The 25,016-nt window shown below is 59.9% G+C and carries 20 protein-coding genes and 1 riboswitch; of the genes, 18 read left to right on the top strand and 2 right to left on the bottom strand.

Features of this window, described 5'->3' with window-relative positions:
* Positions 1-579: 579 nt before the first annotated feature.
* Complete coding sequence (locus tag JI721_RS04925) at positions 580-1,521, bottom strand: ketopantoate reductase family protein (protein ID WP_307016140.1); 942 nt, start codon at positions 1,519-1,521, stop codon at positions 580-582.
* A gap of 130 nt (positions 1,522-1,651) precedes the next feature.
* Entirely contained in the window at positions 1,652-1,897 is a 246-nt protein-coding gene (locus JI721_RS04920; RefSeq protein WP_274456950.1) for a hypothetical protein, read from the bottom strand.
* 127 nt (positions 1,898-2,024) lie between these two features.
* Positions 2,025-2,121: riboswitch (cyclic di-GMP riboswitch) on the bottom strand.
* A 276-nt stretch (positions 2,122-2,397) separates the two neighbouring features.
* Here JI721_RS04920 and JI721_RS04915 point away from each other — a divergent pair.
* The 18 genes from JI721_RS04915 (at position 2,398) to JI721_RS04830 (ending at position 24,848) form a co-directional block, all read left to right on the top strand.
* Positions 2,398-3,714, top strand: coding sequence for a glycosyltransferase family 39 protein (locus JI721_RS04915; protein WP_274457680.1), 1,317 nt, complete (start codon positions 2,398-2,400; stop codon positions 3,712-3,714).
* 230 nt (positions 3,715-3,944) lie between these two features.
* Positions 3,945-5,327 carry a purine-cytosine permease family protein gene (locus JI721_RS04910; RefSeq protein WP_274456949.1) on the top strand — a complete coding sequence of 461 codons (1,383 nt, stop codon included), beginning with the start codon at positions 3,945-3,947 and terminating at the stop codon, positions 5,325-5,327.
* 575 nt (positions 5,328-5,902) lie between these two features.
* On the top strand, positions 5,903-7,582 hold the full coding sequence (gene hutU, locus JI721_RS04905; protein ID WP_274456948.1) for a urocanate hydratase: 1,680 nt from the start codon (positions 5,903-5,905) through the stop codon (positions 7,580-7,582).
* Positions 7,583-7,630: 48 nt separating this feature from the next.
* The gene (gene hutI, locus JI721_RS04900) at positions 7,631-8,890 is read left to right on the top strand and encodes an imidazolonepropionase (RefSeq protein ID WP_407654072.1); all 1,260 of its coding nucleotides are present in this window, start codon (positions 7,631-7,633) and stop codon (positions 8,888-8,890) included.
* Positions 8,887-9,759: a MurR/RpiR family transcriptional regulator gene (locus JI721_RS04895; RefSeq protein ID WP_274456946.1), complete on the top strand. Its 873-nt coding sequence runs from the start codon at positions 8,887-8,889 to the stop codon at positions 9,757-9,759. The genes hutI and JI721_RS04895 overlap by 4 nt, the downstream gene beginning before the upstream one ends.
* A gap of 14 nt (positions 9,760-9,773) precedes the next feature.
* Complete coding sequence (locus tag JI721_RS04890) at positions 9,774-11,078, top strand: Zn-dependent hydrolase (RefSeq protein ID WP_274456945.1); 1,305 nt, start codon at positions 9,774-9,776, stop codon at positions 11,076-11,078.
* Positions 11,065-12,444 carry an amidohydrolase family protein gene (locus JI721_RS04885; protein WP_274456944.1) on the top strand — a complete coding sequence of 460 codons (1,380 nt, stop codon included), beginning with the start codon at positions 11,065-11,067 and terminating at the stop codon, positions 12,442-12,444. The genes JI721_RS04890 and JI721_RS04885 overlap by 14 nt, the downstream gene beginning before the upstream one ends.
* 28 nt (positions 12,445-12,472) lie before the next feature.
* Positions 12,473-13,414 carry an agmatinase gene (gene speB / locus JI721_RS04880; RefSeq protein WP_274456943.1) on the top strand — a complete coding sequence of 314 codons (942 nt, stop codon included), beginning with the start codon at positions 12,473-12,475 and terminating at the stop codon, positions 13,412-13,414.
* A 231-nt stretch (positions 13,415-13,645) separates the two neighbouring features.
* Positions 13,646-14,827 (top strand): acyltransferase, encoded by a 1,182-nt coding sequence (locus JI721_RS04875; RefSeq protein WP_274456942.1) that lies wholly within the window; start codon positions 13,646-13,648, stop codon positions 14,825-14,827.
* Between the two features lie 85 nt (positions 14,828-14,912).
* On the top strand, positions 14,913-16,583 hold the full coding sequence (locus JI721_RS04870; protein ID WP_274457678.1) for an acyl-CoA synthetase: 1,671 nt from the start codon (positions 14,913-14,915) through the stop codon (positions 16,581-16,583).
* On the top strand, positions 16,580-17,974 hold the full coding sequence (locus JI721_RS04865) for a sigma-54 interaction domain-containing protein (RefSeq protein WP_274456941.1): 1,395 nt from the start codon (positions 16,580-16,582) through the stop codon (positions 17,972-17,974). The genes JI721_RS04870 and JI721_RS04865 overlap by 4 nt, the downstream gene beginning before the upstream one ends.
* 223 nt (positions 17,975-18,197) lie before the next feature.
* A complete protein-coding gene (locus JI721_RS04860) occupies positions 18,198-19,454 on the top strand; it encodes an ABC transporter substrate-binding protein (protein ID WP_274456940.1) in 1,257 nt (418 codons plus the stop codon).
* Between the two features lie 64 nt (positions 19,455-19,518).
* On the top strand, positions 19,519-20,382 hold the full coding sequence (locus JI721_RS04855; protein ID WP_274456939.1) for a branched-chain amino acid ABC transporter permease: 864 nt from the start codon (positions 19,519-19,521) through the stop codon (positions 20,380-20,382).
* 2 nt (positions 20,383-20,384) lie between these two features.
* The gene (locus JI721_RS04850) at positions 20,385-21,416 is read left to right on the top strand and encodes a branched-chain amino acid ABC transporter permease (protein WP_274456938.1); all 1,032 of its coding nucleotides are present in this window, start codon (positions 20,385-20,387) and stop codon (positions 21,414-21,416) included.
* A complete protein-coding gene (locus JI721_RS04845) occupies positions 21,416-22,150 on the top strand; it encodes an ABC transporter ATP-binding protein (RefSeq protein WP_274457676.1) in 735 nt (244 codons plus the stop codon). The genes JI721_RS04850 and JI721_RS04845 overlap by 1 nt, the downstream gene beginning before the upstream one ends.
* Complete coding sequence (locus JI721_RS04840; RefSeq protein WP_274456937.1) at positions 22,147-22,890, top strand: ABC transporter ATP-binding protein; 744 nt, start codon at positions 22,147-22,149, stop codon at positions 22,888-22,890. The genes JI721_RS04845 and JI721_RS04840 overlap by 4 nt, the downstream gene beginning before the upstream one ends.
* Before the next feature lie 39 nt (positions 22,891-22,929).
* Positions 22,930-23,718, top strand: coding sequence for a 3-hydroxybutyrate dehydrogenase (locus JI721_RS04835; protein ID WP_274456935.1), 789 nt, complete (start codon positions 22,930-22,932; stop codon positions 23,716-23,718).
* Between the two features lie 587 nt (positions 23,719-24,305).
* Entirely contained in the window at positions 24,306-24,848 is a 543-nt protein-coding gene (locus tag JI721_RS04830) for an NADPH-dependent FMN reductase (protein WP_274456934.1), read from the top strand.
* Positions 24,849-25,016: the final 168 nt, after the last annotated feature.

The raw sequence follows: 25,016 nt of genomic DNA, 5'->3' as shown, positions 1-25,016 counted from the left end.
CCTAAAGCCGGTGCGGGCCAGGCTGCTGGGAGGGCCATAAGGCACCAAACCCGCCTAAAGCCGGTGCGATCCCGGCTGCCCGGTGGCGCGTAAGGCACGAAACCTGCCTAAAGCCGAGGCTGGCCCGGCTGCCCGGTGGCGCATAAGGCACGAAACCTGCCTAAAGCCGCGGCTGGCCCGGCTGCCCGGTGGCGCATAAGGCACAAAACCCGCCTAAAGCCGGTGCGGGCCCGGTAGCCCGGTGGCGCATAAGGCACCAAACCTGCCTAAAGCCGAGGCGATCCCGGCTGCCCGGTGGCGCATAAGGCACCAAACCTGCCTAAAGCCGCGGCGATCCCGGCCGCCCGGTGGCGCATAAGGCACCAAACCCGCCTTAATCCGACTCGACCTCGTTCCCGACCCCGGCCCCAGCCAAACTCGGCCCCAGCCAATCCCAAACTCCGCGCCGCCCGGGAAGCCGACCCCGGCCCCGGCCAAACTCGGCCCCGGCGAACCCCAAACCCTACCCTGGCCAACCTCGCTCCACCGCCTCAGCCGCTCGTCCGCTCGCTCGTCCGCTCGCTCGTCCGCTCCACCGCCTCAGCCGCTCGTCTGCTCCAACGTCCGGATCATGTCATACAGCATCCGATTGACCGGCGTCGCCACGCCGTATTTACTCCCGAGCTCGCAGACGGTGCCGGCCAGGTACTCTACTTCCGTCTTGCGCCCGGCTTCCACGTCCTGCAGCATCGATGTCTTCCCTTCTGGAGACATGGCATGCAAAATCTCGTCGAACTCGGCCAGATCACGATCGTTCAAATGCACGCCGACATGCTGGGAAAGCTCGATGACTTCCTGCATGGCGCTGACCATAACATGGTGTGCCTCCGGGACGCTCTGGAACACGCCATACGGCGCCCTCAGCACGGCGGAAGTCTGGTTGATGCCGACGTTGATCATAAATTTCCACCACATGGAACGGCGGATGTCGGCCGGAATCTCGTATGGAATGTGCGCACGCTCGAATAAATCGCGTACGCGTTCTACAGCATTTGGAAGGGGCGCTCCTTCCGGCAGAGGGCTGCTCTGTGCATCGCCAAAACAGATTCGGCCGATGTTGGAGAACGTCACGGTGCGGCCGTCCCGGACCGCATCAATGGCGACGCACATGGCGTGCAGCACGCGATCGCGGCCGTAGACTTCAGCGATGATGTCTTCGCTGGAGATCCCGTTGAGCAGCGGCAGAATGAGGGTCTCTGGGCCGACATGGCCGCGCATCTGCTGAATGGCTTGCGGCAGCCCATCGTATTTCACGGCGACGATGATAAGATCGGCCGGTTGGGTTTCTGCCTCCGGGGAGACATACTGAAATCGGTAGCTTCGACCGTTGACGACGACGTCGTGATTTTGGTAGCGCTGGATGCGCGCTTCATCTGCAATGACGCGGATGCAGCTGGGGTCGTAGTCATACAGCCGGCTTGCGTAGGCCGCGCCAATGGCGCCGAGGCCAATCACGGAAACTCGCTGAATTTGATTGATCAAAAGGGGTCAACTCCGGTGCAGGATAGTGGGTAAACGGCTCGCCCTGGGTGCAGGACCTGTCGGCTATCATTGGTTCACGGCCCGCCATACTGGCCGGCTATCATTGGCACAAGCCCAGCCGGCCAACGACTTACACACTCAGTTTCGCCTTCAGAATCGCAGACTGTAAAGCAGAGAACCGATGCCGTTCTTCGTCCCGCACATTCACTTCGACGAGAATGGCACCGGTTCTTGCATTGGATATCGTACACATGCTGTCTTCACCCTCACCCTCCAGGGCGTAGGAAAGCAGCCGCAAGGGCACAGGGCTTCGACGGCCGGGCAAAAACATCACATCCGTATTCCATGACAGGTCAGAGAGTGTGTACTTCGCCATTCGTTACCTCAATCCCAATTTGGTCGGGGGCCCTTGAACCGTCACTTCTCATCGTCGCTTTCCTGGGCAAGGCGTCAAAAAAACCCCGTGGCCACGGGGGTGCGTTCACCTGCAGATGACCTTGCGGTTCAGCAACCCGGCGATCATGGAAGTCTCAACGAGTGCATTCCGTAGACCCGTGGCTTTGCGTCCCCATCTTTCGAATGGGTTTGCCGAATTGATTCCGTATGGCATTACCTTCGACACGGGAGGACGGAATCCTGCCAATGGAATCCCGCCCGGTGCCCGGCCAATCTCGTGGCTCGCGCTGCGGGCGCGCCTTTTCATGAATTTTGCAGGTGAAATCCGATATAATAGGACGGTCCCGCAGATGATCAGCGGGTCGAACCTGTGCGTCGAGTCTGCAACCGATCCGCCTTTGAAAACTCGTGACTGCAATCCGTGCGCCGTCATCAGGGCGCACGCACAAGGAGAGGGCTACCCTGGACAAACCATTGGAAGTGGTCGGGTCTTCCCGGCGCGATCTCGTCATTCTACTGATTGTGAACGTGATTCTTCGTGCAGCCTGGCTGCTCGTGATGCATCCGAAGCAAGACGCCGATTTTGAGTGGTACTTCACCCACGCAGCTGCGATGGCGGCGGGGCACGGCTACCGGTGGAGCGCAGGAACGTCCGGCCCATACACGGCATACTGGCCGATTGGCTGGCCGTTCATCCTGTCCCTGCTGTTCCGCATCACCGGGCCGAATCTGACGGCCGGACTGATCCTCAACGCGGTGTTCAGTGTCGCGATTGTCTATGTGATTTATGCCTTCGCGATGCAGTTGTTCGCGAATCGAAAGGCCGCCTTCATTTCCGCGCTTGCCTACACGCTGCTGCCAAGCCAGATCGAATGGAACGCAGTGCTCGGCTCGGAAGAATCCTTTACCTTCCTGTTCCTGCTTGCCCTGTACCTGTACGTGGGGCTGTACAAAACGTCTTTTGTTCGATCACGCCTTGGCTGGCCCGTCTGGCTGGGCCTTCTCGTCACCGGCATTATCTGGGGCTTTGCCTGCGATGTTCGGCCCATCCCGCTGGCGTTCGTGGCGGTCATGCTGGTGTACGAGCTGGTGGTGAACATCGCAGCTTGGCGGCGTACGCTGCTGCGCATCGTGACCTTCGGCGTCGGCGTTGTGGCGGGCGTCGCACCCGTGACCATCCGGAACTGGATTGCCATGCATCACTTTATTGTGGTGTCGACCAACGGCGGCGTCGACCTGTGGCAGGGAACGCGCATCAACGGAGGCTACTACTGGTCCTGGCTGCCGTGGAAAAATCCACTGCTGGCGGCGGGTAACAACGAGATCCTCAAGAACCAGATTGGCAAGCAATGGGCGAAGAACTACATCCTGCATCACCCCGAGACAACGTTTGTCAACGGATTGATCAAGATTTTCGACTTATACAAGGTGGACACCAACGCCGTGTGGTACACCGTGCACCAGGTGTCTTCGTCCCGGCTGCTGTTTTACGGCGTGGAGATGCTTACGACCGGCCTGTATTGGGTGTTCATGGTGCTGGCGGTGGCGGGGATTGTCGTGTGGATTCGGCGCATTCGGCCGTCCGCGCGGACGGAGATGAACCCGGCTGCTGTCGGTGGCCGGCGGTATACCCTCTACCCGCTGCTGTTTGTGATTTACTATACGCTGCTCTTTATGCTGTTCCCGGCGTGGGACCGCTTCCGCTACCCCTTGATGCCTTTGTTCGCGCTGTTCATTGGACTGGGGTGGATGATGTTGTTTCGGACGAAGTTCGGGCGGCGCTCGGACGAAGCTTGACCGGCCCAGTCCCTGCCGAGCGCGAGCCAGCCCGAACGAGTCGCAGCCCCGATGAAACCCGCGGCGGTCAACTGGAATGCGTGACAGGCATTCCATGGCCGCATGCGCGGTTTATTTGGTCTGTAATTGTTGAAAAAATCGATTGATTTATAACCAAACATAATTTAATATTCATACATCTGAATGAGTCAATTCACGTAGGAATAATTCCATTCATTAGGAGGGTTGTTATGCAGGTTGAGAACCATTCCATTGATTTCGTCCCGGAGGACGAGCGGCACGGACACATCATGAACCTGTTTACGGTGTGGTTCGCGTCCAACATGCAGATGACGCCGCTGGTCACGGGAGCGCTGGCTGTGGAGCTGGGGTTGAACCTGGCCTGGAGCCTGGTGGTCATCATCGCCGGCAACCTGATTGGCGCTATCTTCATGGCGTACCACTCGGCACAGGGGCCGAAACTGGGGATCCCGCAGATGATTCAGAGCCGCGCCCAGTTCGGCGTCATCGGGGCGATTCTGCCGCTCATTATCGTGATCCTCATGTATGTCGGGTTCTTCGCCTCGAGTGATGTGCTGGGTGCGCAGGCCATCAACGGCTTGGCGAACACACATGTGAGCATGAACTGGTCGCTCATCATTCTCAGTGTGATCACGCTTATCGTGACCATCATTGGCTACGACCTGATTCACGCGGTGGAGCGCTGGCTGTCCCTGGTGTTCGCGATTGTGTTCATCTTCGTGAGCATCAAGGCCTTCTCGCTGCCGATGCCTGCCGGGAGCTGGTCGTTTGGGCATGCAAACTGGCCGATGATTCTGCTGACGCTGACCATCGTGGTCACCTGGCAGATCGCGTACGCGCCGTATGTTGCGGACTACTCGCGCTACATGCCGAAAAACACCTCGGTTGGGAAGACGTTTCTCTTCAGTTATGCAGGGACGGTGCTCAGCAGCGGATGGATGATGATTCTGGGGGTCGTATTGACGCTCGGGATCCCGAAATTCCTCGACAACTCCAGCGTCAATGTGGCCAACCTGCTCGGCAAGGGCGGTATCGCAGTGCTGATGTACGTCATCATCGCACTTGGCATCGTGGCCGTCAACGTGCTGAACCTGTATGGCGCCTTTATGTCCATCACCACTTGTACGCAGGCGATTTTCAAGTTTGCCGTCAACCGGAAGAGCCGGACTTCGTTCGTCACGCTGATGGCGTTGGTAGGGACGGTGCTCGCGCTGGCGGGGCAAGGCAACTTCCTGGACAACTTCACGAACTTCATCCTGTTCTTGGCGTACTTCCTGATTCCGTGGACCGCTATCAACCTGGTGGACTTCTACTTCGTACGGCACGGGGAATACAGCATCCCGGATATTTTCAAACTGGACGGCATCTACGGCGCCTACAACTGGCGGACGCTGATTGTGTATGTGGTGGGCGTGCTGGTCGAGATCCCGTTTATGAACACGACTTTTTACGTCGGTCCGCTGTCGAACGCCATGGGCGGCGCGGACATCTCGTGGATAGTCGGACTGGTGGTGTCGGCGCCCCTGTACTACCTGGTGACGAAGCCGACAGTGAACCGGCCGCGCGGCGAGGCAGTGGCGAAGGTGACATGAGCGCAGGATGGGGGGATGGGGCGGCAGGGTGGCGGGGTGGCAGGGTGGCAGGGTGGCGGGGTGGCGGGGTGGCGGGGTGGCGGGGCCGGGCCTCGCTAGGGAAGCAAAGGTTCCTTATGTCGGCCGGTGTGGGCGCCTGGGCTGAGTGGTAAGGTAGGAACCCTGCCTTAAGTCGGATGGCCCGGCAGAGCCGGGCCTCCACTAGGGAAGCAAAGGCTCCTTATGTCGGCCGGGGTGGGCGCCTGGGCTGGGTGGTAAGGTAGGAAACCCGCCTTAAGTCGGATGGCCCGGCAGGGCCGGGCCTCCACTAGGGAAGCAAAGGCTCCTTATGTCGGCCGGGGTGGGGGCATGGGCTGAGTGGTAAGGTAGGAAACCCGCCTTAAGTCGGATGGGCCGGCAGAGCCGGGCCCCGCTAGGGAAGCAAAGGCTCCCTAAGGCCCCGGGCCTCCGCCCGAGCACCCGCATCCCTCGCCCGAATCCGCGGAGCACCCGCACCCCCCGTCGCCCGCCCGAACAACCCCACGCCCATGCCGCCAAGCACCACAACTATCACCATGAAGGAGGACGAACAAACCATGTCAATCGACGTGAATCAACCCATCCGTGCCCCGCGAGGTACCGAAAAATCCTGCAAAGGCTGGGAGCAGGAAGCGGCACTGCGCATGCTGATGAACAACCTGGACCCGGAGGTGGCGGAGCGTCCGCAGGACCTCGTGGTGTACGGGGGCATTGGCAAAGCCGCGCGGAACTGGGAGGCCTTCCACGCCATCGTAGGTGCCTTAAAGGACCTCGAGAACGACGAAACCCTGTTGGTGCAGTCGGGGAAGCCGGTCGGGATCTTCAAAACTCACGAGGACGCGCCACGCGTGTTGTTGGCGAACTCCAACTTGGTCCCAGCGTGGGCGAACTGGGAAACGTTCCATGAACTCGATCGCAAAGGACTCATCATGTACGGCCAGATGACGGCAGGCAGCTGGATTTACATTGGGTCGCAGGGGATTTTGCAAGGCACCTATGAAACCTTCGCCGAGGCCGCCCGGCAGCACAAAAACGGCACGCTGGCTGGCACCTGGACCCTCACGGCTGGCCTTGGCGGCATGGGCGGTGCGCAGCCGTTAGCCGTCACGATGAACGGCGGCGTTGCGCTCATCGCGGAGGTCGACGAGACGCGCATCCAGCGCCGCATCGAAACGCGCTACCTCGACCGCAAAACGGACAGCATGGAGGAAGCGATGCAGTGGGTGCAGGCGGCGGTGGGGAAGGGGGAGCCGTTGTCCATCGGGATCCACATGAACGCCGTCGACGTCTACGAGTGGCTCATCGCACATGACCTCACGCCTGACTTTGTGACCGACCAGACCTCTGCGCACGACCCGCTCAACGGCTATCTGCCGCAGCACATGACGCTCGCGGAGGGGGCAGCGCTGCGCCAGCGCGACCCGCAAACGTACATTGCCAAATCGAAGCAGAGCATGAAGAAACACGTCGAGCTGATGCTGGAGATGAAGAAGCGCGGCGCAGTGGTGTTTGACTATGGCAACAACATCCGGCAGGTGGCCTACGACGAGGGGCTGAAGGATGCGTTTGCGTTCCCGGGGTTCGTGCCGGCGTACATCCGCCCGCTGTTCTGCGAAGGCAAGGGGCCGTTCCGGTGGGCGGCGCTCTCGGGCGATCCCGCCGATATCCACCGCACCGACGAACTGGTGCTGGAACTCTTTCCGGACGACGAGCACCTCCATACGTGGATTCAGAAGGCGCAAAAGGACATCGCGTTTCAGGGGCTTCCGGCACGCATCTGCTGGCTCGGCTACGGCGAGCGCGCGAAGCTCGGGCTGGCGATGAACGAGTTGGTGCGCAAAGGCGAGATCAGCGCGCCGATTGTCATCGGGCGCGACCATCTGGACGCGGGCTCCGTTGCCTCTCCGAACCGCGAAACGGAGTCGATGAAGGACGGCAGTGACGCCATCGCGGACTGGCCGATTTTGAATGCGCTCGTGAACACAGCGGCTGGTGGGTCCTGGATTTCGGTACACCACGGCGGGGGTGTCGGCATGGGCTACTCGCTGCACGCCGGGATGGTCGTGGTCGCGGACGGGTCGGAGCGGGCGGCGCGCAAGCTCGCGCGAGTGCTGACCACCGACCCAGGGATGGGCGTCATTCGCCACGTCGACGCCGGGTATGAGAAGGCAGCGGAAGTCGCCAAGGCGCGTGGTGTGCGGATCCCGATGCAGGAGTACGGCGGCGCCGGCCAATGAGCTGGCGGCCGTGCCCAGCTGCCCAGCAATCCAACGGAGGTGCGCGTGATGACACAAATCCGGCGAATCATTGACAACATTGGCCTGTTGTGGACGATGGACGACGCGAATCACACTGACGGCCCGCGCTGCGGGCGCGAGGCCATGCGGACGGTGGGGGCCATCGAGAACGCTGCCATCGCGATCGACGCCGCGGGGCTCATCGCCGACGTCGGGCCGCGGAAGTCGATTCTGGACATGGCGGATGCCGACACCGAAATCATCGACGCAAAGGGCGGCTTTGTCAGCCCGGGACTGGTGGACCCGCACACCCATCTGGTGCATGGCGGGTCGCGCGAGAAGGAACTCCCGCTGCGTATCGCCGGCGCGTCCTATCTCGATATTCTTCGCCAGGGCGGCGGCATCTTGCGGACCGTCCGGGACACCGCGGCGCAGTCCGAAGCGGCGCTGCTCAACCAGGCGAAGGTGAGCCTCGAACGCATGAGCCGGTTCGGCGTGACGACCGTCGAAGCGAAGACCGGTTACGGCCTCACCCTCGAGGGAGAAATGAAACAGCTGCTCGTGGCGAAACAGCTGGCCGAGGCGCAGCCGCTCTCGCTGGTGCACACAGCGATGCCGGCGCACGCGGTGCCCAAGGACCTGCCCACGTCGCGCGAGGCGTTCATTGAGCAGATTGTCGACATGCTGCCCGCCCTGCACGATGCGGGCGCGGAGTTTGCGGATGTGTTTGTGGAGGACGGGGTGTTCTCGGTCGAAGAAGGACGGCACATCTTGATGAAAGCGAAATCGCTCGGCATGAAAACGAAAATCCATGCGGATGAAATCGCGCCCATCGGCGGTGCCGAACTGGCGGCGGAACTGGGCGCCACCTCGGCTGACCACCTGCTGGCTGCGTCCAACGAGGGCCTCGTCAAAATGGCGGAAGCGGGCGTGATTGCCGTCTGTTTGCCAGGTACGTCGTTCTACTTGCAAAAGACCCCCGCGCGTGCACGGTTTATGCTGGATGAAGCGAACCTCGCCGTGGCGGTGGCGAGCGACTATAACCCAGGCTCGTGCCCGTCCGAGAACTTCGGGCTGACGATGAGCCTGGCGCTGCTCACCCTGCACATGACGCCGGAGGAAATCTGGAACGCCGCCACGCGCAATGCCGCGTACGCGATTGCCAGGGGAGATGTGGCCGGCGTGATCCGCAAAGGACGCCCCGCTGACGTGGTCGTGTACGCTGCGCCCAACCCGGAGTACGTGCTGACGCACTTTGGCATTTCGCACGTTGGCATGTTGTTTGTGAAAGGACGTCGAATCCTGTGACCCCTCCATCTGTGAAATCGGCGCTGGATGAGTGGATCAAGAGCGGCAAGTCCGGCTCCGAAGTAAATCGTGTGATTAGCAGTTATATTGAAGAGAATTTCACAAAAGTGGCGTTCATGACCTCGGCCGAGCTGGCGGAAGCCGTGGGCGTAAGCCAAGCGTCCATCACGCGCTTTGCGCACAGTCTCGGTTTTGCAGGGTTTGGCGAGTGGAGCAAAGAGATGCAGCGGATGATTCGTGCGGAGCTCTCCGGGCCGGAGCGGCTGTGGTTCGCCGACCATCCGACACTGTCGACGCCCGATGCGTCTGGCGATCGCGTTGTTTTGAGCGAGCACCTTCACCTTGAATCCCTGAACCACATTCTGGCGTCGCAGGTGTTCGAAGACTTGGCGCAGGCGATTGTGCAGGCCCATCGAGTCATTTTGGTGGCGGCGCGCGCTTCCGCGACGCTGATTCCGTATTTGCACTACTTTCTCAGCAAGGTCCGTCCGAACGTCGAGGCGGCGGTGCCTGGTGATGTACTGTGGGAGCGGCTCCCGGCCGAACAGCCAGACGGCGTGCTGGTGGTCGCGCTGGCCTTCCCGCGCTACCCGCGCGTGCTGGTCGAGCGGGTCAAGGAACTGGTGGACAGCGGTTTTCAGGTTGCCGCCGTCACCGACCATCCGAATGCCCCTGTGGCAGCCCACCTCTCCACAGTCGTTGCCGTACCGGTCACCACCGCGTCGCTGTTCGATTCGTACGCGACGCCCATTGCGTTGTTCAATCTCTTGATTCGCCGCGTGGCGCAGCTCACCCCCGAAGCATCCATGCAGCGGCTCAATCAAATCGAGGAGCAAGACCGTCGTCACGGGGTGTATTACGAGCGGTGAAAGGAGAACTTGGGTTGGGACAACAACTGGAATCACAACGACGCGTGCCACCGTTTCGGGTGGAACGATTCAAACAGCGCTTCGACGCGTTTTCGGAAATTGGGCGTTCTGCTTCCGGGGCCATGAATCGGCCGTTCGGCAGTCCGGCGGATTTGGAAGCTCGCGCATGGCTCGTGCGGCTGGCTGAAGAAGCGGGTTTCGAAGTGTACTTCGACGCTGTCGCCAACCTGTGGGGCGTTCGCCCCGGGCAGGTGGACGGCCCGGCCATCGTGCTTGGCTCGCATCATGACTCTGTGCCGGACGGCGGCCGGTTCGACGGCCCGCTCGGGGTCTTGATGGCCATCGAAGTGATTCAGTCCCTGCAGGAAGCGGGCTATCAGAACGCGCTTCCGCTGTCGTTTGTCTCCTTTACGGCGGAAGAGCCCAATCCGTTCGATCTGTCGACGCTGGGCAGTCGAACGGTTGCCGGACGGCTTACCGAAGACCAGTTGAACGCCGCGGCGGACTGGAACGGCCGGCCCTTGTGGGAGGCACTGACCGCGGCGGGGGGCGGCCGTGATCGGCTGGCGGAGGTCCGGAAGTCCAGGGATGACATCGCCGCGTTTCTGGAGCTGCATATTGAGCAGGGCCGGCGGCTGGAGTCGGCGCAGATTCCGATTGGGGTTGTCTCCGGCATTTGCGGCATCTACCGGGAAACCGTCACGGTCGCCGGCGAGGCCAACCACGCCGGGACGACTCAGCTGCCGGACCGACGCGACGCACTCCTTGCGACGAGCGAGATGCTGCTCGCCATCGAGCAGAAGCTGCAAGCGGCGGATAACCCGGAGCTCATCGCGACGGTGGGCCGGCTCACGGTGACGCCGAACGCAGCCAATATCATTCCAGGGGAATGTCAGTGGATTCTGGAGATTCGCGGCGGCGACATGGCGGAGGTCTACGGGTTTCGGGATGCCTGCATGCAGGTGTTCGCAGACATTGCGGCGCGGCGCGGCGTCACGTTCCGCCGAGATCTGATGCTCGACCAGCAGCCGCAGCCCATGTCCGACGAGGTCATTCAGGCACTGCAGCAGGCAGCCTCCGCGCTGCACTTGCCCTACATGAACCTGGCCAGCATGGCCGGCCATGATGCGACGCACATCGCCAGTTTCACGCGCGCGGGCATGGTGTTCGTGCCGAGCTTGGGCGGGAAGAGTCACTGCAAGGAAGAGGCATCGCGGATGGAGGATATTGAGCAGGCGTTCTATGTCCTCGCGGCAGCCACTATGGCGCTGGACACGGCCATCGCAACCGAGGAGGGGTACCGTCATGGCGACCGGTGAAGTGCGGAGAGCACAAGCAGCCAGCACCAAGCAGTTGTTTGAGCCAAGATACGTGGAAATGAACCAGAAGTTTCAGGAGGACGTGAGTGTGCTCGTCCTCGACGGCACCATCGCGGACATCGGGCCGCGGGACGCGTTGGCTGCGAGGCACCCGGATGCGGAGCGCATCGACTGGCACGGGTTTGCGCTCGTGCCGGGGACGGTCAACGCGCACAACCACTCGTTTCAAAGCCTGCTGCGGGGCATCGCGGCCGACGAACCGTTCTTTGTGTGGCGCGACGAAGCCTTATATAAGTACACCCCCTGCCTGGACGCGGACGCGGTTTACGCGGGTGCGCTGTTCGCCTTTTCGGAGATGCTGCTGCACGGCGTCACGACGGTGGCGGACTTCTTTTACGTGCACGACAACGGCACGGAAAACGACGAGGCGGTGATTCAGGCCGCGTCGGACTTAGGCATCCGCTTCGTCATGGCGCGGACGATGTATGACTGGGACGGGGCACCGACCGCCTACCGCGAACGCGTCGAGGATGCCGTGCGCCGAACGCGCCACCTGGCTGTGAAGTATCAAGGGAGCGACGGGGTCACCATTCACCCCGCCCCGCACAGCCCGCATGCGGCTTCGCCCGAGATGATTCAAGCCGGGCACCGGCTGGCGAAGGAACTGGGCACCCCCTTTCACATCCATGTTGCGGAAGAGATGTTCGAGGTCAATGAAATCCTGCGCGACTACGGCGTACGTCCCGTGCACTACCTCGATTCGCTGGGGGTGCTGGACGATTCCACCCTCGCGATTCACCTCGTCTGGCTGGAAGATGACGAAATTCAGCTTCTCGGCAGCCGCCGTGCGTCGCTCGCCTACTGTCCGTCCAGCAACATGTTTCTGGCGGACGGCATCACCAAAATTCCCGAACTCCTGCGTGCTGGCGTCAACATTGGACTGGGAACCGACGGGGCCTGCAGCAACAACCGCATCAGCGTGTTTGAGGAAATGCGCATGACGTCGCTGTTACAGAAGGTGCGGACGCTGGACGCGACCATCATCCGCGCCGCCGACACATACCGCATGGGGACGAGCGCGGGCGGCGAAATCCTGCGCTTGCCGATCGGAAAGATTGAGGCAGGATACCGGGCGGATTTTGTCGCGATCGATTTGAATGACCTGTCCCTGCATCCATCGTCCAAGGACCTCCTGTTGTCGCACGTCGTCTATGCCATGCAGCCGACCGCCATTCGGCGCGTCGTCGTCGGCGGCAAAACGGTGGTCCAGGACGGTCAGTTGCAGCAGGTATGGAATGGCGAGGTTCGTCAGCGCGTGACCGCGGTGCAGGAAAAGTTCGCCCGGATGGCGGCAGATGAGCGCTGACGGCGACAAACGATAGGAGGCCTGTCAAGTGGCAGAGGACTGGACGCAGCAACCCACCGCATTTCCCCGTTTTGAAGGGGTTCGATCCTTCATGCGGCTGCCTTATCAACCGGAGCCGCAACCGGCGGATGTCGTCATTTTGGGGGCGCCGTTGGATACGACGGCCACCTTCCGAACGGGTGCCCGGTTTGGACCGGAGGCGATTCGCCGGATTTCCTCGCTGCTTCGGCCCGCGCACGTCCATCATCAGGTGCGCCCGGCGGACGTGCTGAACATCGTCGACGGCGGCGACGTTCCGGTGATTCCAGGGAACACCCAGCGCAGCTACGACTACATCACCGAGCGAATCCAGGCCTGGGTACGACAGGGTGCGGTGCCCTTCACCCTCGGCGGTGACCACGCCATCGCGCTCCCGGAACTGCGGGCCATCGCCAAGGAACACGGCCCGGTCGCGCTGATTCAGTTCGATGCGCACCAGGACACGTGGGACGAATACTGGGGAGAGAAGTATACGCACGGGACACCGTTCCGCCGGGCCCTAGAAGAAGGCTTGCTCGATGTGTCGCGATCGACACAAATTGGGATGCGCGGCACCGTGTATGACCCTCGTGACATTGACGAGGGCCGCGGCTTGGGCTTTGAAGTCATTACAGCCGAGCAGGTCCGCGATCTGGGACTCGACAGGACGGTGGCCATCGCGCGCGAACGGGCGGGAGACGCGAAGGTGTTTGTGACCTTTGATATTGACTTTCTCGATCCGGCCTATGCCCCGGGCACCGGCACGCCCGAAATCGGCGGCTTTACCACGTTTGAAGCGCAGTACATGGTGCGCCGGCTTGCAGGGCTTCACTTTGTCGGCTTCGATGTCGTCGAGGTGCTGCCCAGTTTGGACCCAACGGAGATCACGGCGCTCGCCGGCGCGACGATGGCCTTTGAGTTTCTGGCCCTGCTCGCCGCAGGGCGGGCATAACCGATACAAACCCAGCGACGCTGCCTCGGCGGCGCGCGAGCGGATGGGAGCGCGGCAGGAAAATCACGGCGGGCTGTCCAACAGGTATGAAGGACCCTTGTTGTGGTTGGGGCAGCCCTTCAAGTTGAATTCGAAATTGCTCACGTACCCTGTCCATGAGACAGCGTGTTGCCAGCACGGGGGCTTTCCGTGTTTCGGTGAGTGTTTCACACTGGGGAAAGGAGTCATTTCGTGGCAAAGCAGCACCTCTATGAAGTCGATTTGATGCGGGCGTTCATTATGTTCTTTGTGGTTTGTGTACATATCACCATCGTCTTTATGACGACCGTCCCGGTACAGTCGCCATCCTACCTTGGGTTTGGCGCCATCCTCACGTCCCTGCACTTTACCCGGGAGTCGTTCATGTTCATCACGGGCATCGTTCTGCTGCTGACGTACTATGGCCGTCCGTTTCGAATTATGGATTTCTGGAAAAAGCGGTTCATGCTCATTGGCATCCCATACCTGGTGTGGACGTTTGCCTATATCCTGTTCAAGGGACTCTATTATCAGCCAAATCACTACTGGGACCCGGCAGCACTCCTTTCCAATACGCTGCATTCCGTGTTCACGGGGAGCCAGTATTACCTCTACTTTCTGTTTGTTTCCATGCAGATGTATCTCCTGTTCCCGCTGCTCGTCAAAGGACTGCAGCGGTTCCGCAGGTACCACGTGCACATCTTCATTGGGAGTTTCGTGTTTCAGGTGCTGTTGATGGGGATTTACAAGTTTTACATCGCGGACATGCCAACCACTTCCATGCCCGCTGCACTGCTGGCCTTCAAGCAGCATGCCGGTCAGTTCATCCTCATGTACCAGTTCTGGTTTATCGGCGGTGGAATCACAGCGTGCCACTACCCAGCGGTGCGCGCGTGGGTGGTGCGGCACGCTCGGTGGGTCACCACCGTTCTCATCCTCTCTGTGCTCGGCGTTTGGGCGCACTACTTACGCGACATGATGTTGCTCGGGCGGGACGAGTCGGTGGCGGAGATGATTTTCCAGCCCATGATGATTCCGTACAGCCTCATCGTGACCATCGCGACTTTGGTTGCAGGGTGCGCCTTTGCGGCCCGCCGCTTGCAGCCCAACTGGCAGTGGTTCAGCCGGTTTGTCACATTGGCGTCCAACACGTCCTTCGGTATTCTGTTGATTCAGCCGATTCTGATTGTCTTTGTGGAGGCGCTGGTGGGTGCACTCAACACCATGGGCATCTCCAAATGGCTCAACTACAGCCTGTGGCCTGTCAGCATCCTGGCGGTCTATTTCGCGTCGATGGCCTTGTCGAGTTGGCTTGGGAAGGTGCCCGTTTTGTCGTACGTCGTCGGTCGAAAGACGCAGCGCCAGCGCTTTCACGGTGGCTTGTCATCAATTTAGGCCCGGCACTGATTTGTAAGAACCTCGATGGGGTGACGCAGGGCGGACATCATCAGTCGTCTGAGGGGGTACATACACGGTGGACATGATGGAAGACATTTGGGAGCCCTATGCGCGAAGGGAAGCTGCATCCGCGTACGAGCACCTCTATCCGTCCTTCGAGTGGAACATTCCTGCGAGCTTCAATATCGCCATCGCGGCGTGCGACCGGCATGCGGCGGCGCATCCGGACAAAGTCGCCATCCTGTTCGATCGGGGCAAAGGGACGTCGGAGCGGTGGACGTTCCGGCATTTGAAGGCGGATTCCAATCGGCTCGCCAATGCGCTGCGGGGCCTTGGGGTCAAATCAGGCGACCGGGTGGCCATCTTTCTCTCGCAGTCCCCGCAGCTGCCCATCGCACACTTTGCGGTCTACAAGCTGGGTGCTGTTGTGGTGCCCCTGTTTACCCTGTTCGGCCACGAGGCGGTGGTTCATCGCACGGGCGACAGCGCATCCCGCGTCCTCATCACAGACCGCGAGCACGTCGAACTGGTGCTGGACTGTCTGCCCCAGCTGCCGACCCTCGAACACATCCTTGTGGTGGATGAGCCGGCGGCCGGCACCCTCTTTGTCCCGGACTTGATGGCCAAAAGCAGTGACCAGTTCCAGGTTGTGCAGACAAAGGCGGACGACCCGGCCATCATCATCTATACCTCCGGCACGACCGGTAAAGCGAAGGGGGCACTGCACGGTCACCGCGTGCTGCTCGGCCACCTGCCCGGCGTCAGTGTCTCGCACGACCTGATGCCACGACCCGGCGATTTCATCTGGACGCCCGCAGACTGGGCGTGGATCGGCGGCATGTTCGACGTCCTGTTTCCAGCGCTCTACTGGGCCGTCCCGATTGTCGCCCGGCGCATGCCGAAGTTCGACCCACTGGAGGCCTTCGACCTGATGGCGCGCTGGCAGGTCAAAAATGTGTTTCTGCCGCCCACAGCCGTCAAGCTGATGCGGCAAGTCGACAACCCGCGCGGCCGCTGGCCGATTTCGCTCCGGACGATCGCCTGCGGCGGCGAGTCGCTGGGCGAGGAGACCCTGCGCTGGGCGCGGGAGACGCTCGGTGTGCACATCAACGAGTTCTACGGACAAACGGAATGCAACATGGTGGTGAGCAACTGCGCAAGCCTGTTCGAGGCAAGGCCGGGATCGATGGGGAAACCCGCCCCCGGACACGACGTGGCCATCATCGATGACCAGGGCCGTCCGCTGCCGCACGGGGAAATAGGGGAGATTGGCGTGCGCCGGGGGGACCCTGTGATGTTCTTGGGGTACTGGAACCAGCCGGCCGCGACGGAGCGCAAATTCGTGGGAGACTGGCTGCGAACCGGAGACATGGGGTATATGGATGCGGACGGCTATCTCTATTTCGTGGGCCGCGACGACGACATCATCAGCTCTGCCGGCTACCGCATCGGTCCTGCGGAAGTGGAGGAGACCTTGGTCCAGCACCAGGCCGTTCTGATGGCAGCGGTGATTGGCCGCCCGGACGAAACCCGCGGAGAAGTCGTCAAGGCGTTTGTCCGCCTGCGCGGCTGCGTGGAACCAAGCGATGCGTTGAAGTCGGAGCTGCAGGCCTGGGTGCGGCAGCGGCTGGGGGCCCACGAGTATCCCCGGGAGGTCGAGTTCGTGTCCGAATTTCCGATGACACCCTCCGGCAAGATTCAGCGGGCCGTGCTGCGCCAGCAAGAACGCGAACGGAAGAAGGCGTCCCTATGAGCGTGTACCCTCAATTCGAGAACAACTACCGCAACATCCTCTGCGACGCGCTCGAATATACGTACGAATGCATCGTGTTGACCGATGCAGACGGCTACATTCTCTACATGAACAAACCCTATCAGGAGTTTCTGAACGTGCAGGATGTCGTCGGCCGGCATGTCACAGAAGTCATCGAGAACACCCGCATGCATATCGTTGCCCAGACGGCCAAGGCGGAAATCGCGGATGTGCAGCGGATTCGCGGCAACGACATGATTGCCAATCGGATCCCGATTGTTCGCGACGGCCGCGTCGTTGCCGTCATTGGCACGGTGTTGTTCCAGGATGTGCAGCAGCTCTACGCGCTCGCAGCGACGGTCGACCGCCTGCGCAAAGAGGTGGACTACTACAAGGGGGAACTCCGCCGTAAATCGCGCCACGGCCGACGGGTCACGACCAGCTTTGACGAGATCATCGGGGAGGACCCGAGGATGGTCGACTTGAAGCGGCTGGCAATGCGGGTTGCGAAGAGCAATACCACCGTGCTCATCACCGGTGAGAGCGGGACGGGCAAGGAACTGCTTGCGCGCGCGATGCACGCGGCCAGCCCTCGCGGGCTGGGTCCGTTCATCTCGGTGAACTGCACCGCGATCCCCGAAACGCTCCTGGAATCGGAGCTGTTCGGGTATGAAGGGGGCGCGTTCACGGGCGCGTCCCCCTCAGGGAAAAAAGGGAAGTTTGAACTGGCCGACCACGGCACCCTGCTCCTCGATGAAATCGGCGACATGCCGCTTTCGCTACAGGCAAAGTTGCTTCGCGTGTTGCAGGAACGCGAGATTGAACGGGTCGGTGGCACGCAGCCGATTCCAGTCGACGTTCGGATCATCTCCTCGACCCACCGAAATATGGTGGAGCAGATCCGCTGCGGTCGGTTTCGTGAAGACCTGTTTTATCGACTGAACGTCATGAACCTCCATATTCCTCCTCTGCGCGAACGTCGAAATGATATTCGCCGTATGTCTGTGCAAATGCTGAGCCAGCTGGAAAAAAGCACGGGTTATCAGGTGAGAGACATTGAACAGGGCGTTTGGCGCAAGCTGGAGCAGCATGGGTGGCCAGGGAACGTACGAGAATTGAGAAATGTACTCGAGCGGGCGCTGCACCTCATGGAGGATGGCGTGCTGCGGCCGGAGCATATCACGTTTCCTTTTTCCATGTCAGACAGCAGTTGTGGGCCCGCGGCGACCGCAGAACCTCAGATGGCTCTCCGGGATTGTGTGGCTGAGGCGGAGAAGTCAGCGATTCGCAGCGCACTGGCTGCTGCGCAGGGCGACAAGCGGGAAGCGGCGCGTCTGCTTGGCATCAGTAAATCTGCACTCTATCAAAAACTAATAGATTATCAACTTTGAGGCGTATTCCGGATTTCCGGAATGGCTTTCCACCGTTTTGGAACCTGCCTCCGAACTTCAGACCCGTTGTCGGCTTGCGTCTGCTGCGTCTGCGTCAGAAACGCAAGTGTGTGCGGGCAAAGGATTCGGATCGTACTGGACGCGTATGCATTGGCACGAGACTTGCATTATACCGACAGTGCGTTCATCGAATACTTAGACGATTTCGGAGGGGGAAAGTGAATTGAAAAAAAGATGGAAAGGGATTATGACAGTTGCTGCGTCGCTGGCGCTGGCTGGTGTCTTGACGGCATGTAATACAGCGGCAAGCAGCGGTGCGGGTTCCGATGGCAATACCGCCGGCAATTCAAGTGATTCGGGTGGCTCCACCTCCAGCACTGTGACGGTGGCGGCCATTACCTCCCTCACCAGCTCCATCTCGGACCTTGGGGTCCCGGGTTACCAGGCGGAAGAATTGGCGATCAATCAAATCAATGCGAGCGGCGGGTTGCTCGGCAAGAAAATTAAGTTGATCAAGTTCGACGACGCCGCGCAGCCCAACTTGGGTGCACAATATGCAGATACGGCCATTCTAAAAGATCATGTAAACGCTGTCTTTGGCCCGGTATCGAGTGCTGTGGCGGCAGCTATCGAACCGATTGCCGCCCAGAATCATACATTGGTCTTCTTCCATACGAGTAATGATATCTCACTGACGACAACCGGTTTTACCAAATACGCCTTCCAGGTCACCCCGAACACCAATATGGAATCCACAGCGATTGCATTGTTGTTCAAGAAGGAGGGGTGGACGAAAATTGCGACGATCTCGCCAAATTACTCCTACGGCCACGACACGATCGCCAACTTCCTAAAAATGTTGACCAAGCTGGGGGTTCATTACACCCTCGTCAGCCAGCAGTGGCCCCAGCTCGGAACAACGGATTACAGCAGCTACATCAGTACCATCCTGTCCAAGCATCCACAGGCGGTCTTTTCGCCCGTATTCGGCGGCGACCTCGTTACATTCGCGAAGCAGGGCATTCAGTACGGCATGTTCCAAAAGACCAACTTCGTCAGCATGATGGACCCAACGGTGCTCGAAGCTTTAGGCAGTCAGGCCCCGGTTGGCGCGTGGGGTTACTCACGGGCCCCCTTCTTCGCGATTCATACATCCGATATGACCAACTTTATCAACGCGTATAAACAGGCCTACAACCAATATCCAGACGCTTGGGCCATTCTCGCCTACAGTGCAGTGCAAACATGGGAATACGGCGTCAAGCAGGCAGATTCATTCGATCCCGATAAAGTAGCTGACGCCTTGAGCGGCGCGACGGTTCCGACGGTCCGTGGGGACATCAAAATCGACCCGTCCACACATCAAGCTGAAGTGGGCGAGTGGGTTGGTCAGGTCGCCAAAAGCAGTCAGTATCCATTCGCGATTTGGAACCACATCACGTACTTCAGTCCCAGCCAAATCATGAGCACCGGGCAATAAGTGAACGGCCGAGGGGATGTCTTGCTCGGCCCAGCAAGGAACACAAGCAACGGGGGGTCAGTACATGATTTCGGTGATGGCGGGGCTGGCGACGGCAGCAATCCTGTTTATTGTGACGGTTGGCCTGAGCCTGATTTTTGGGACCATGCGGGTCATTAACCTGGCGCACGGCACATTTTACATGCTCGGCGCGTACTTGGTGACGGTGACGTTCGGGGCTGTTTCGAGCCGCGCGCTGGGATTCACAGTGATGCTGCTGGTGTCTGCAGCCATTGTAGCGGTTGTGGGGCTCCTCATCGAAGTGTTGGTTCTGCGTCGACTGTACGGTTCCGACCATTTGCTTCAACTCTTGGCCACGTGGGCGATTTTGATGATTCTCGACCAGGTCGCCATCATGGTGTGGGGGCCCCAGAACTTTACCGCCGCGCTGCCGCGGGCCTTCAACGGCAGCGTCCAAATGAACGGTCAGCAATTTCCGCAGTACGACTTGTTTCTCATTGGTGTCGCGCTGGCCATCGCGCTGGCGTTATGGCTGATTCTGCAACGCACCCGGTTTGGGCGGCTTGTTCGGGCCGCCGTGCAAGACGTCGAGTTGATTCGTGTGCTTGGCGTGAATGTCAATCGCCTGTATACACAGGTGTTTGTGGTCGGAACATTTCTTGCCGCCCTCGGCGGGGCGCTCATGGGGCCAGCGACCTCTGTCGGACCAGGCATTGACATGAACATCATCGTTGAGGCGTTCATTGTTTCTGTGATTGGAGGACTCGGCAACATTTGGGGGGCGGCGATTGGGGCCATCATCATCGGACTGTTTCAGTCCATTGGCAACTTGTACGTACCTGAACTTGCTAGTCTTGCACCGTACATCGTGATGATTCTCATCCTGGTCATCCGACCGCACGGACTGCTCGGAAAGGTGGAGGGATGAAGATGCATCAGCAGAACGCTGCCGAGCCGGTACAGACCGAATTGCAGACACCCCCCGCATTACGCATGCGCAAAAGAACGCCGCGGCAAGGGCTGGCGAGCCTCGCAGGTTGGGTCGTCACACTGGTGGTGTTCGCCAGCGTGCCCTTCTGGCTTTCGGTCGACAACACGTTGCTGATCGAAGGCATGATTGTGGCCGCCGTTTTCGCGCTGGCCACCAATTTCCTGGTCCATCATGCTGGGCTGACGACATTTGGCCAAGCCGTGTTTTATGGCATCGGTGCGTATACCATTGGCTTGTTCTCGGTGCACACGCATGTCTCGTTCTGGGTGGCCGTTGTGCTGGGGCCGTTTTTCGCTGCATTGGCGGCGCTTGTGATTGGTGCGCTGTCGCTGCGGGCGCGCGCGTTTTATTTTGCATTGCTCACACTTGGATTCTCTCAACTCTTCTATAACCTAAGCATGGTGTTCTATGGATTCACGCGAGGGGATACGGGAATCTATGGCATCCCGCTTCCGGGTTTCCTGCGGTCGCCGCTTTGGAGTTATGAGTTTATTTTTATCGTCGGTGCAGCAGGTGGACTTGCGTTGTGGTGGATCGTTCGGACGCCCTTTGGACTCGCCATCATGGCGATTCGCGACAACAGGCGCAGGGCTCAGTCGCTGGGGATGAACAGCTATGTGCAGCTCCTGGCTGCTTTCGTCATCAGCGGGTTCTTTTGCGGCTTGGCCGGTGTGTTGTTCATTGTCTATCAGCAGCATGCCTACCCAGAAATGCTCAATTGGCAGTCGTCCGGCGCCCCGATTCTGATGTCTGTTTTGGGCGGTATGTCGACCTTTGCCGGGCCGGTCGTGGGGGCTGTCATTTATACACTGCTGGAGAACTTCGTCGGGGGCATCACAACCTACTGGGAGCTGATCATCGGCGTTGTGGTCCTCGCACTCATCCTGATTTATCCGGGGGGCATCGTTCGCGGGGTCGTTCAATTGGCCAGAAAACTGGGTTCGTTCGGAAATGGGGGGCGCGGACAGTGATGCGGGTGGTGGAACTGACCAAGTCCTTTGGTGGATACACGGCCGTGAATGGCGTCAATTTCACCGTGGCGGACGGCGAAGTCCGCGCCATCATCGGTCCGAACGGAGCCGGCAAGACCACCCTGTTTCACTTGTTGAGCGGGCACCTCAAGCCTACGCGCGGACAGGTGCTGCTGGATGGCGTCGAAATTGGCGGGCGGGCGCCCCATCACATTGCTCGGCGGGGCGTGAGTCGGGCTTTCCAGACGACCAACATCTTTCCCTCGTTCACTGTCTTCGACAACGTCCTCGTCTCTGTACTGGCTCACCATCGGCGCCAGTTCCACTTCTGGGGGCGGCGGGATGCCGAGATGGTAAAGCGGGTGCTGAACATCCTGGAGATGGTGCACCTGGCCGACGCCAAAGACCAACTTGCGAGCACGCTCGCGCACGGCGATCAGCGTGCATTGGAGGTCGCCATCGCGCTCGGCAGTGAGCCGCGTGTGCTGCTCCTCGACGAACCCACTGCGGGGATGTCACCCTATGAGACACAGGAAATGATTCGGTTGCTGCAGCACGTGATTGCCGATCGCGGTCTCACCGTCATTCTCTCGGAACACGACATGGACGTGGTGTTTGGGCTCGCTCACCGGATTACTGTGATTGAGGCGGGGAGTGTGCTCGCTGAGGGAACGCCGGAAGAAATCAGGAACAATCCGGATGTCATTCGGGCGTACTTGGGGGAAGCACAATGAGTGAAAATACGCAGACGCACCCAGCAGCGGACGGACAACAACTCGTGGTCGAGGATTTACACGCGTATTACGGAAGAAGCCATGTACTGCAAGGTGTCTCGCTGAAAGTGGGGGCCGGGGAAGTCGTGGCCCTGCTCGGCCGCAATGGGGCAGGGAAGACGACGACGTTTCGCGCTCTCACGGGCCTCATGCCGCGGACGACAGGCAGCGTGACCCTCGGTGACAGACAGATTGGCCGCAAAAGCACGCATCAGATTGCACAGCTTGGCGTGGTCTATGTCCCCAGCGGGCGACGGTCGTTTCCCATGATGACGGTCAAAGAGAACCTGCTCATTGCGGTGGAGAACAGCTTTCGTCGAGCTCGACGAAAGCAGGCACTAGACGAGGCGTTTGCGATGTTCCCTGCGCTTGCGCGGCGAGTGAACACGAACGCCGGTGTGTTGTCTGGCGGAGAAAACCAAATGTTGAAGATGGCCTGTGCGTTTCTGCTGCAACCGACCATCCTGTTGCTGGACGAACCCACTGAGGGACTTGCCCCGATTGTGGTTGCAGAACTGGTCGAACACGTCCGCACCTTGGCCGACACGGGGGTTGGCATTCTACTCGCCGAACAGAACGCGCGCTTCGCGTTCCAGTTGAGTGCACGCGCCTACGTCCTGAATAAGGGTATCGTTCAGATGAGCGGACGCGTGAGCGAACTGGCGGAGAGCGAGGAATTAACAACGCACCTCGGTATTTAATGAGGTTGTCCGCGGGCAGAGAAATGCGAAGGATGATGGATGGGGCAAAAATGGCTGGATGGGAAAACTGCGGTGATTACGGGAGCAGCAAGCGGCATTGGGTTTGCCATCGCGGAGCGTTTTGCGCAACAGGGCGCGAATGTGATTGTATCGGACATTCGTGAACAGGCTGCGATGGATAGCGCCAGGGTTCTGGCGGAACGCGGATATACCGCCGTCGGACGAGCTGTGAACGCTGCGGCGGAAGAAGACTTGCAGGCACTGGTGGACTTCGCGCTGCAAGCGTTCGGGACGGTGGAGATTTGGGTGAATAACGCCGGCATGCAGCACGTTGCAAATGTCGAGGAATTTCCAGTGCCGACGTATCGCAGGATGATTGATTTGATGCTGGTCGGCCCGTTTATCGCCACGAAGCACATCTTTCCGGTGATGAAGCGGCACCAGTACGGACGTATTTTGAATATCGCCTCTATCAACGGACTCATTGGTTTCGCGGGGAAGGCCGCATATAATTCGGCGAAACACGGGGTCATCGGACTGACCAAAGTGGCGGCGCTGGAAGGAGCGGGATTTGGTATAACGGTCAATGCGCTGTGCCCAGGGTATGTCGATACGCCGCTGGTGCGCAACCAGCTGGCCGATCTCGCCCGCGTGCGCGGTATCTCCCCTGAGCAGGTGTTGGAGGAAGTCATTTATCCGCTCGTGCCGCAGCGCCGGCTGCTTGAACCAGCCGAGGTGGCAGACTACGCCTTGTTTCTTGCGTCCCATCATGGCCGGAGTATCACAGGCCAGGCGGTCGTGATCGACGGGGGGTATGTAGCGCAGTAGCAGGAGGGAAGCGGTAGGGGGCAAGCCCCAACGCCTTGCCCGCCCAAAAATTTTTCATGTATGCATGCATATTTACCCAAGCGCGGTACATAATAAGCCTGCCGCCAGTTGGAGGCAACATTTGAGTTCATGTTCACCGACGAAGGAGTTGAGTGAGCAATGGCACATTTGTTGTGGTGGCAAAAACCAAGTCTGAAAGCATGGGTGCATCGAGAGCTGATTGCCTGGCCCATGCGCGGCCCGCCTGGTTCGGGGACGAGTCCCACGTCTCGCGTTGCATGCTTGCCCTCGCCCAGTGCTTGAGTTGCTGCATCGCTCATACCTACCCAAGGATGATTCCCAAGTTTGATTCCGTGGGAGTGCCCGATGAAGCGCGCGGGCACTCTCTTTGTCAATCCCGCAAAGTGCAATTCCGTCAACTTCCATCCACCGCTGGGAAGCTGCCCAAACCATTCCGTTTGACATCCGTAGACGCTGTCTGATATTATTTGATTATCAACTAACATAATGTTAGTGTATTGTTCCGCGTTGATGTTCCGCCAACGAAGTGCGGGACCGTCAGGTGCCAAGAGGATGGAGGAAAACAGATGAAGCTCGTCGCCTTAGTTGGAAGTCTGCGCAAGGACTCGTTCAATCTTCATTTGGTAGAGACAATGGAGGAGCGCTACAAGGACAAATTCGCCATTGAGTATGCGGACATTCGCAGTTTGCCCTTTTACGATCAAGATCAGGAAGACCCGATGCCGGAAGCCGCCAAAAAGCTGCACCAGCAGGTGGCGGCAGCGGACGGTGTGTTGATTGTCACGCCTGAGTTCAACTGGTCCTTCTCCGGTGTTCTCAAAAATGCGCTGGATTGGCTGTCTCGTGGTGATCGACCGATGAACAACAAACCGACACTGGTCGCAGGGGTGTCACCGTTCATGATGGGGACACTTCGCGCGCAGCAGCACTTGCGAGACGTGCTCGTGAGCCCTGGCATCGCGGCGCGGACACTCCCGCCCGGCGGCAACGAGATTCTCATCACGTTCGCAAACGAAAAGTTCAAGGATGGGCGCCTGGTCGATGAGAACACCTTGGCCTTTCTGGATTCCATCGTCGACAAGTTTGTCAATCTGGTCCAGGGAAAGTAAGCACGAGCGCGCGCGGCCGGTTTTGACCAGATGACCAGCCGCAAGCACCAGCCCTCGGTCTGCAGCGTTTTGCGACGCCGTCCGGATCTCCTTTCGTGACAGCGGGGTACATGGAGCCTTCAAAACAGGCGCATGTACCCCGCTTTTGTGCCCATCACACCATTGGCA

The sequence above is a fragment of the Alicyclobacillus cycloheptanicus genome (genome assembly GCF_028751525.1).
Classification (GTDB): Bacteria; Bacillota; Bacilli; order Alicyclobacillales; family Alicyclobacillaceae; genus Alicyclobacillus_L; species Alicyclobacillus_L cycloheptanicus.
This window is presented reverse-complemented; position numbering and strand designations above follow the sequence as displayed.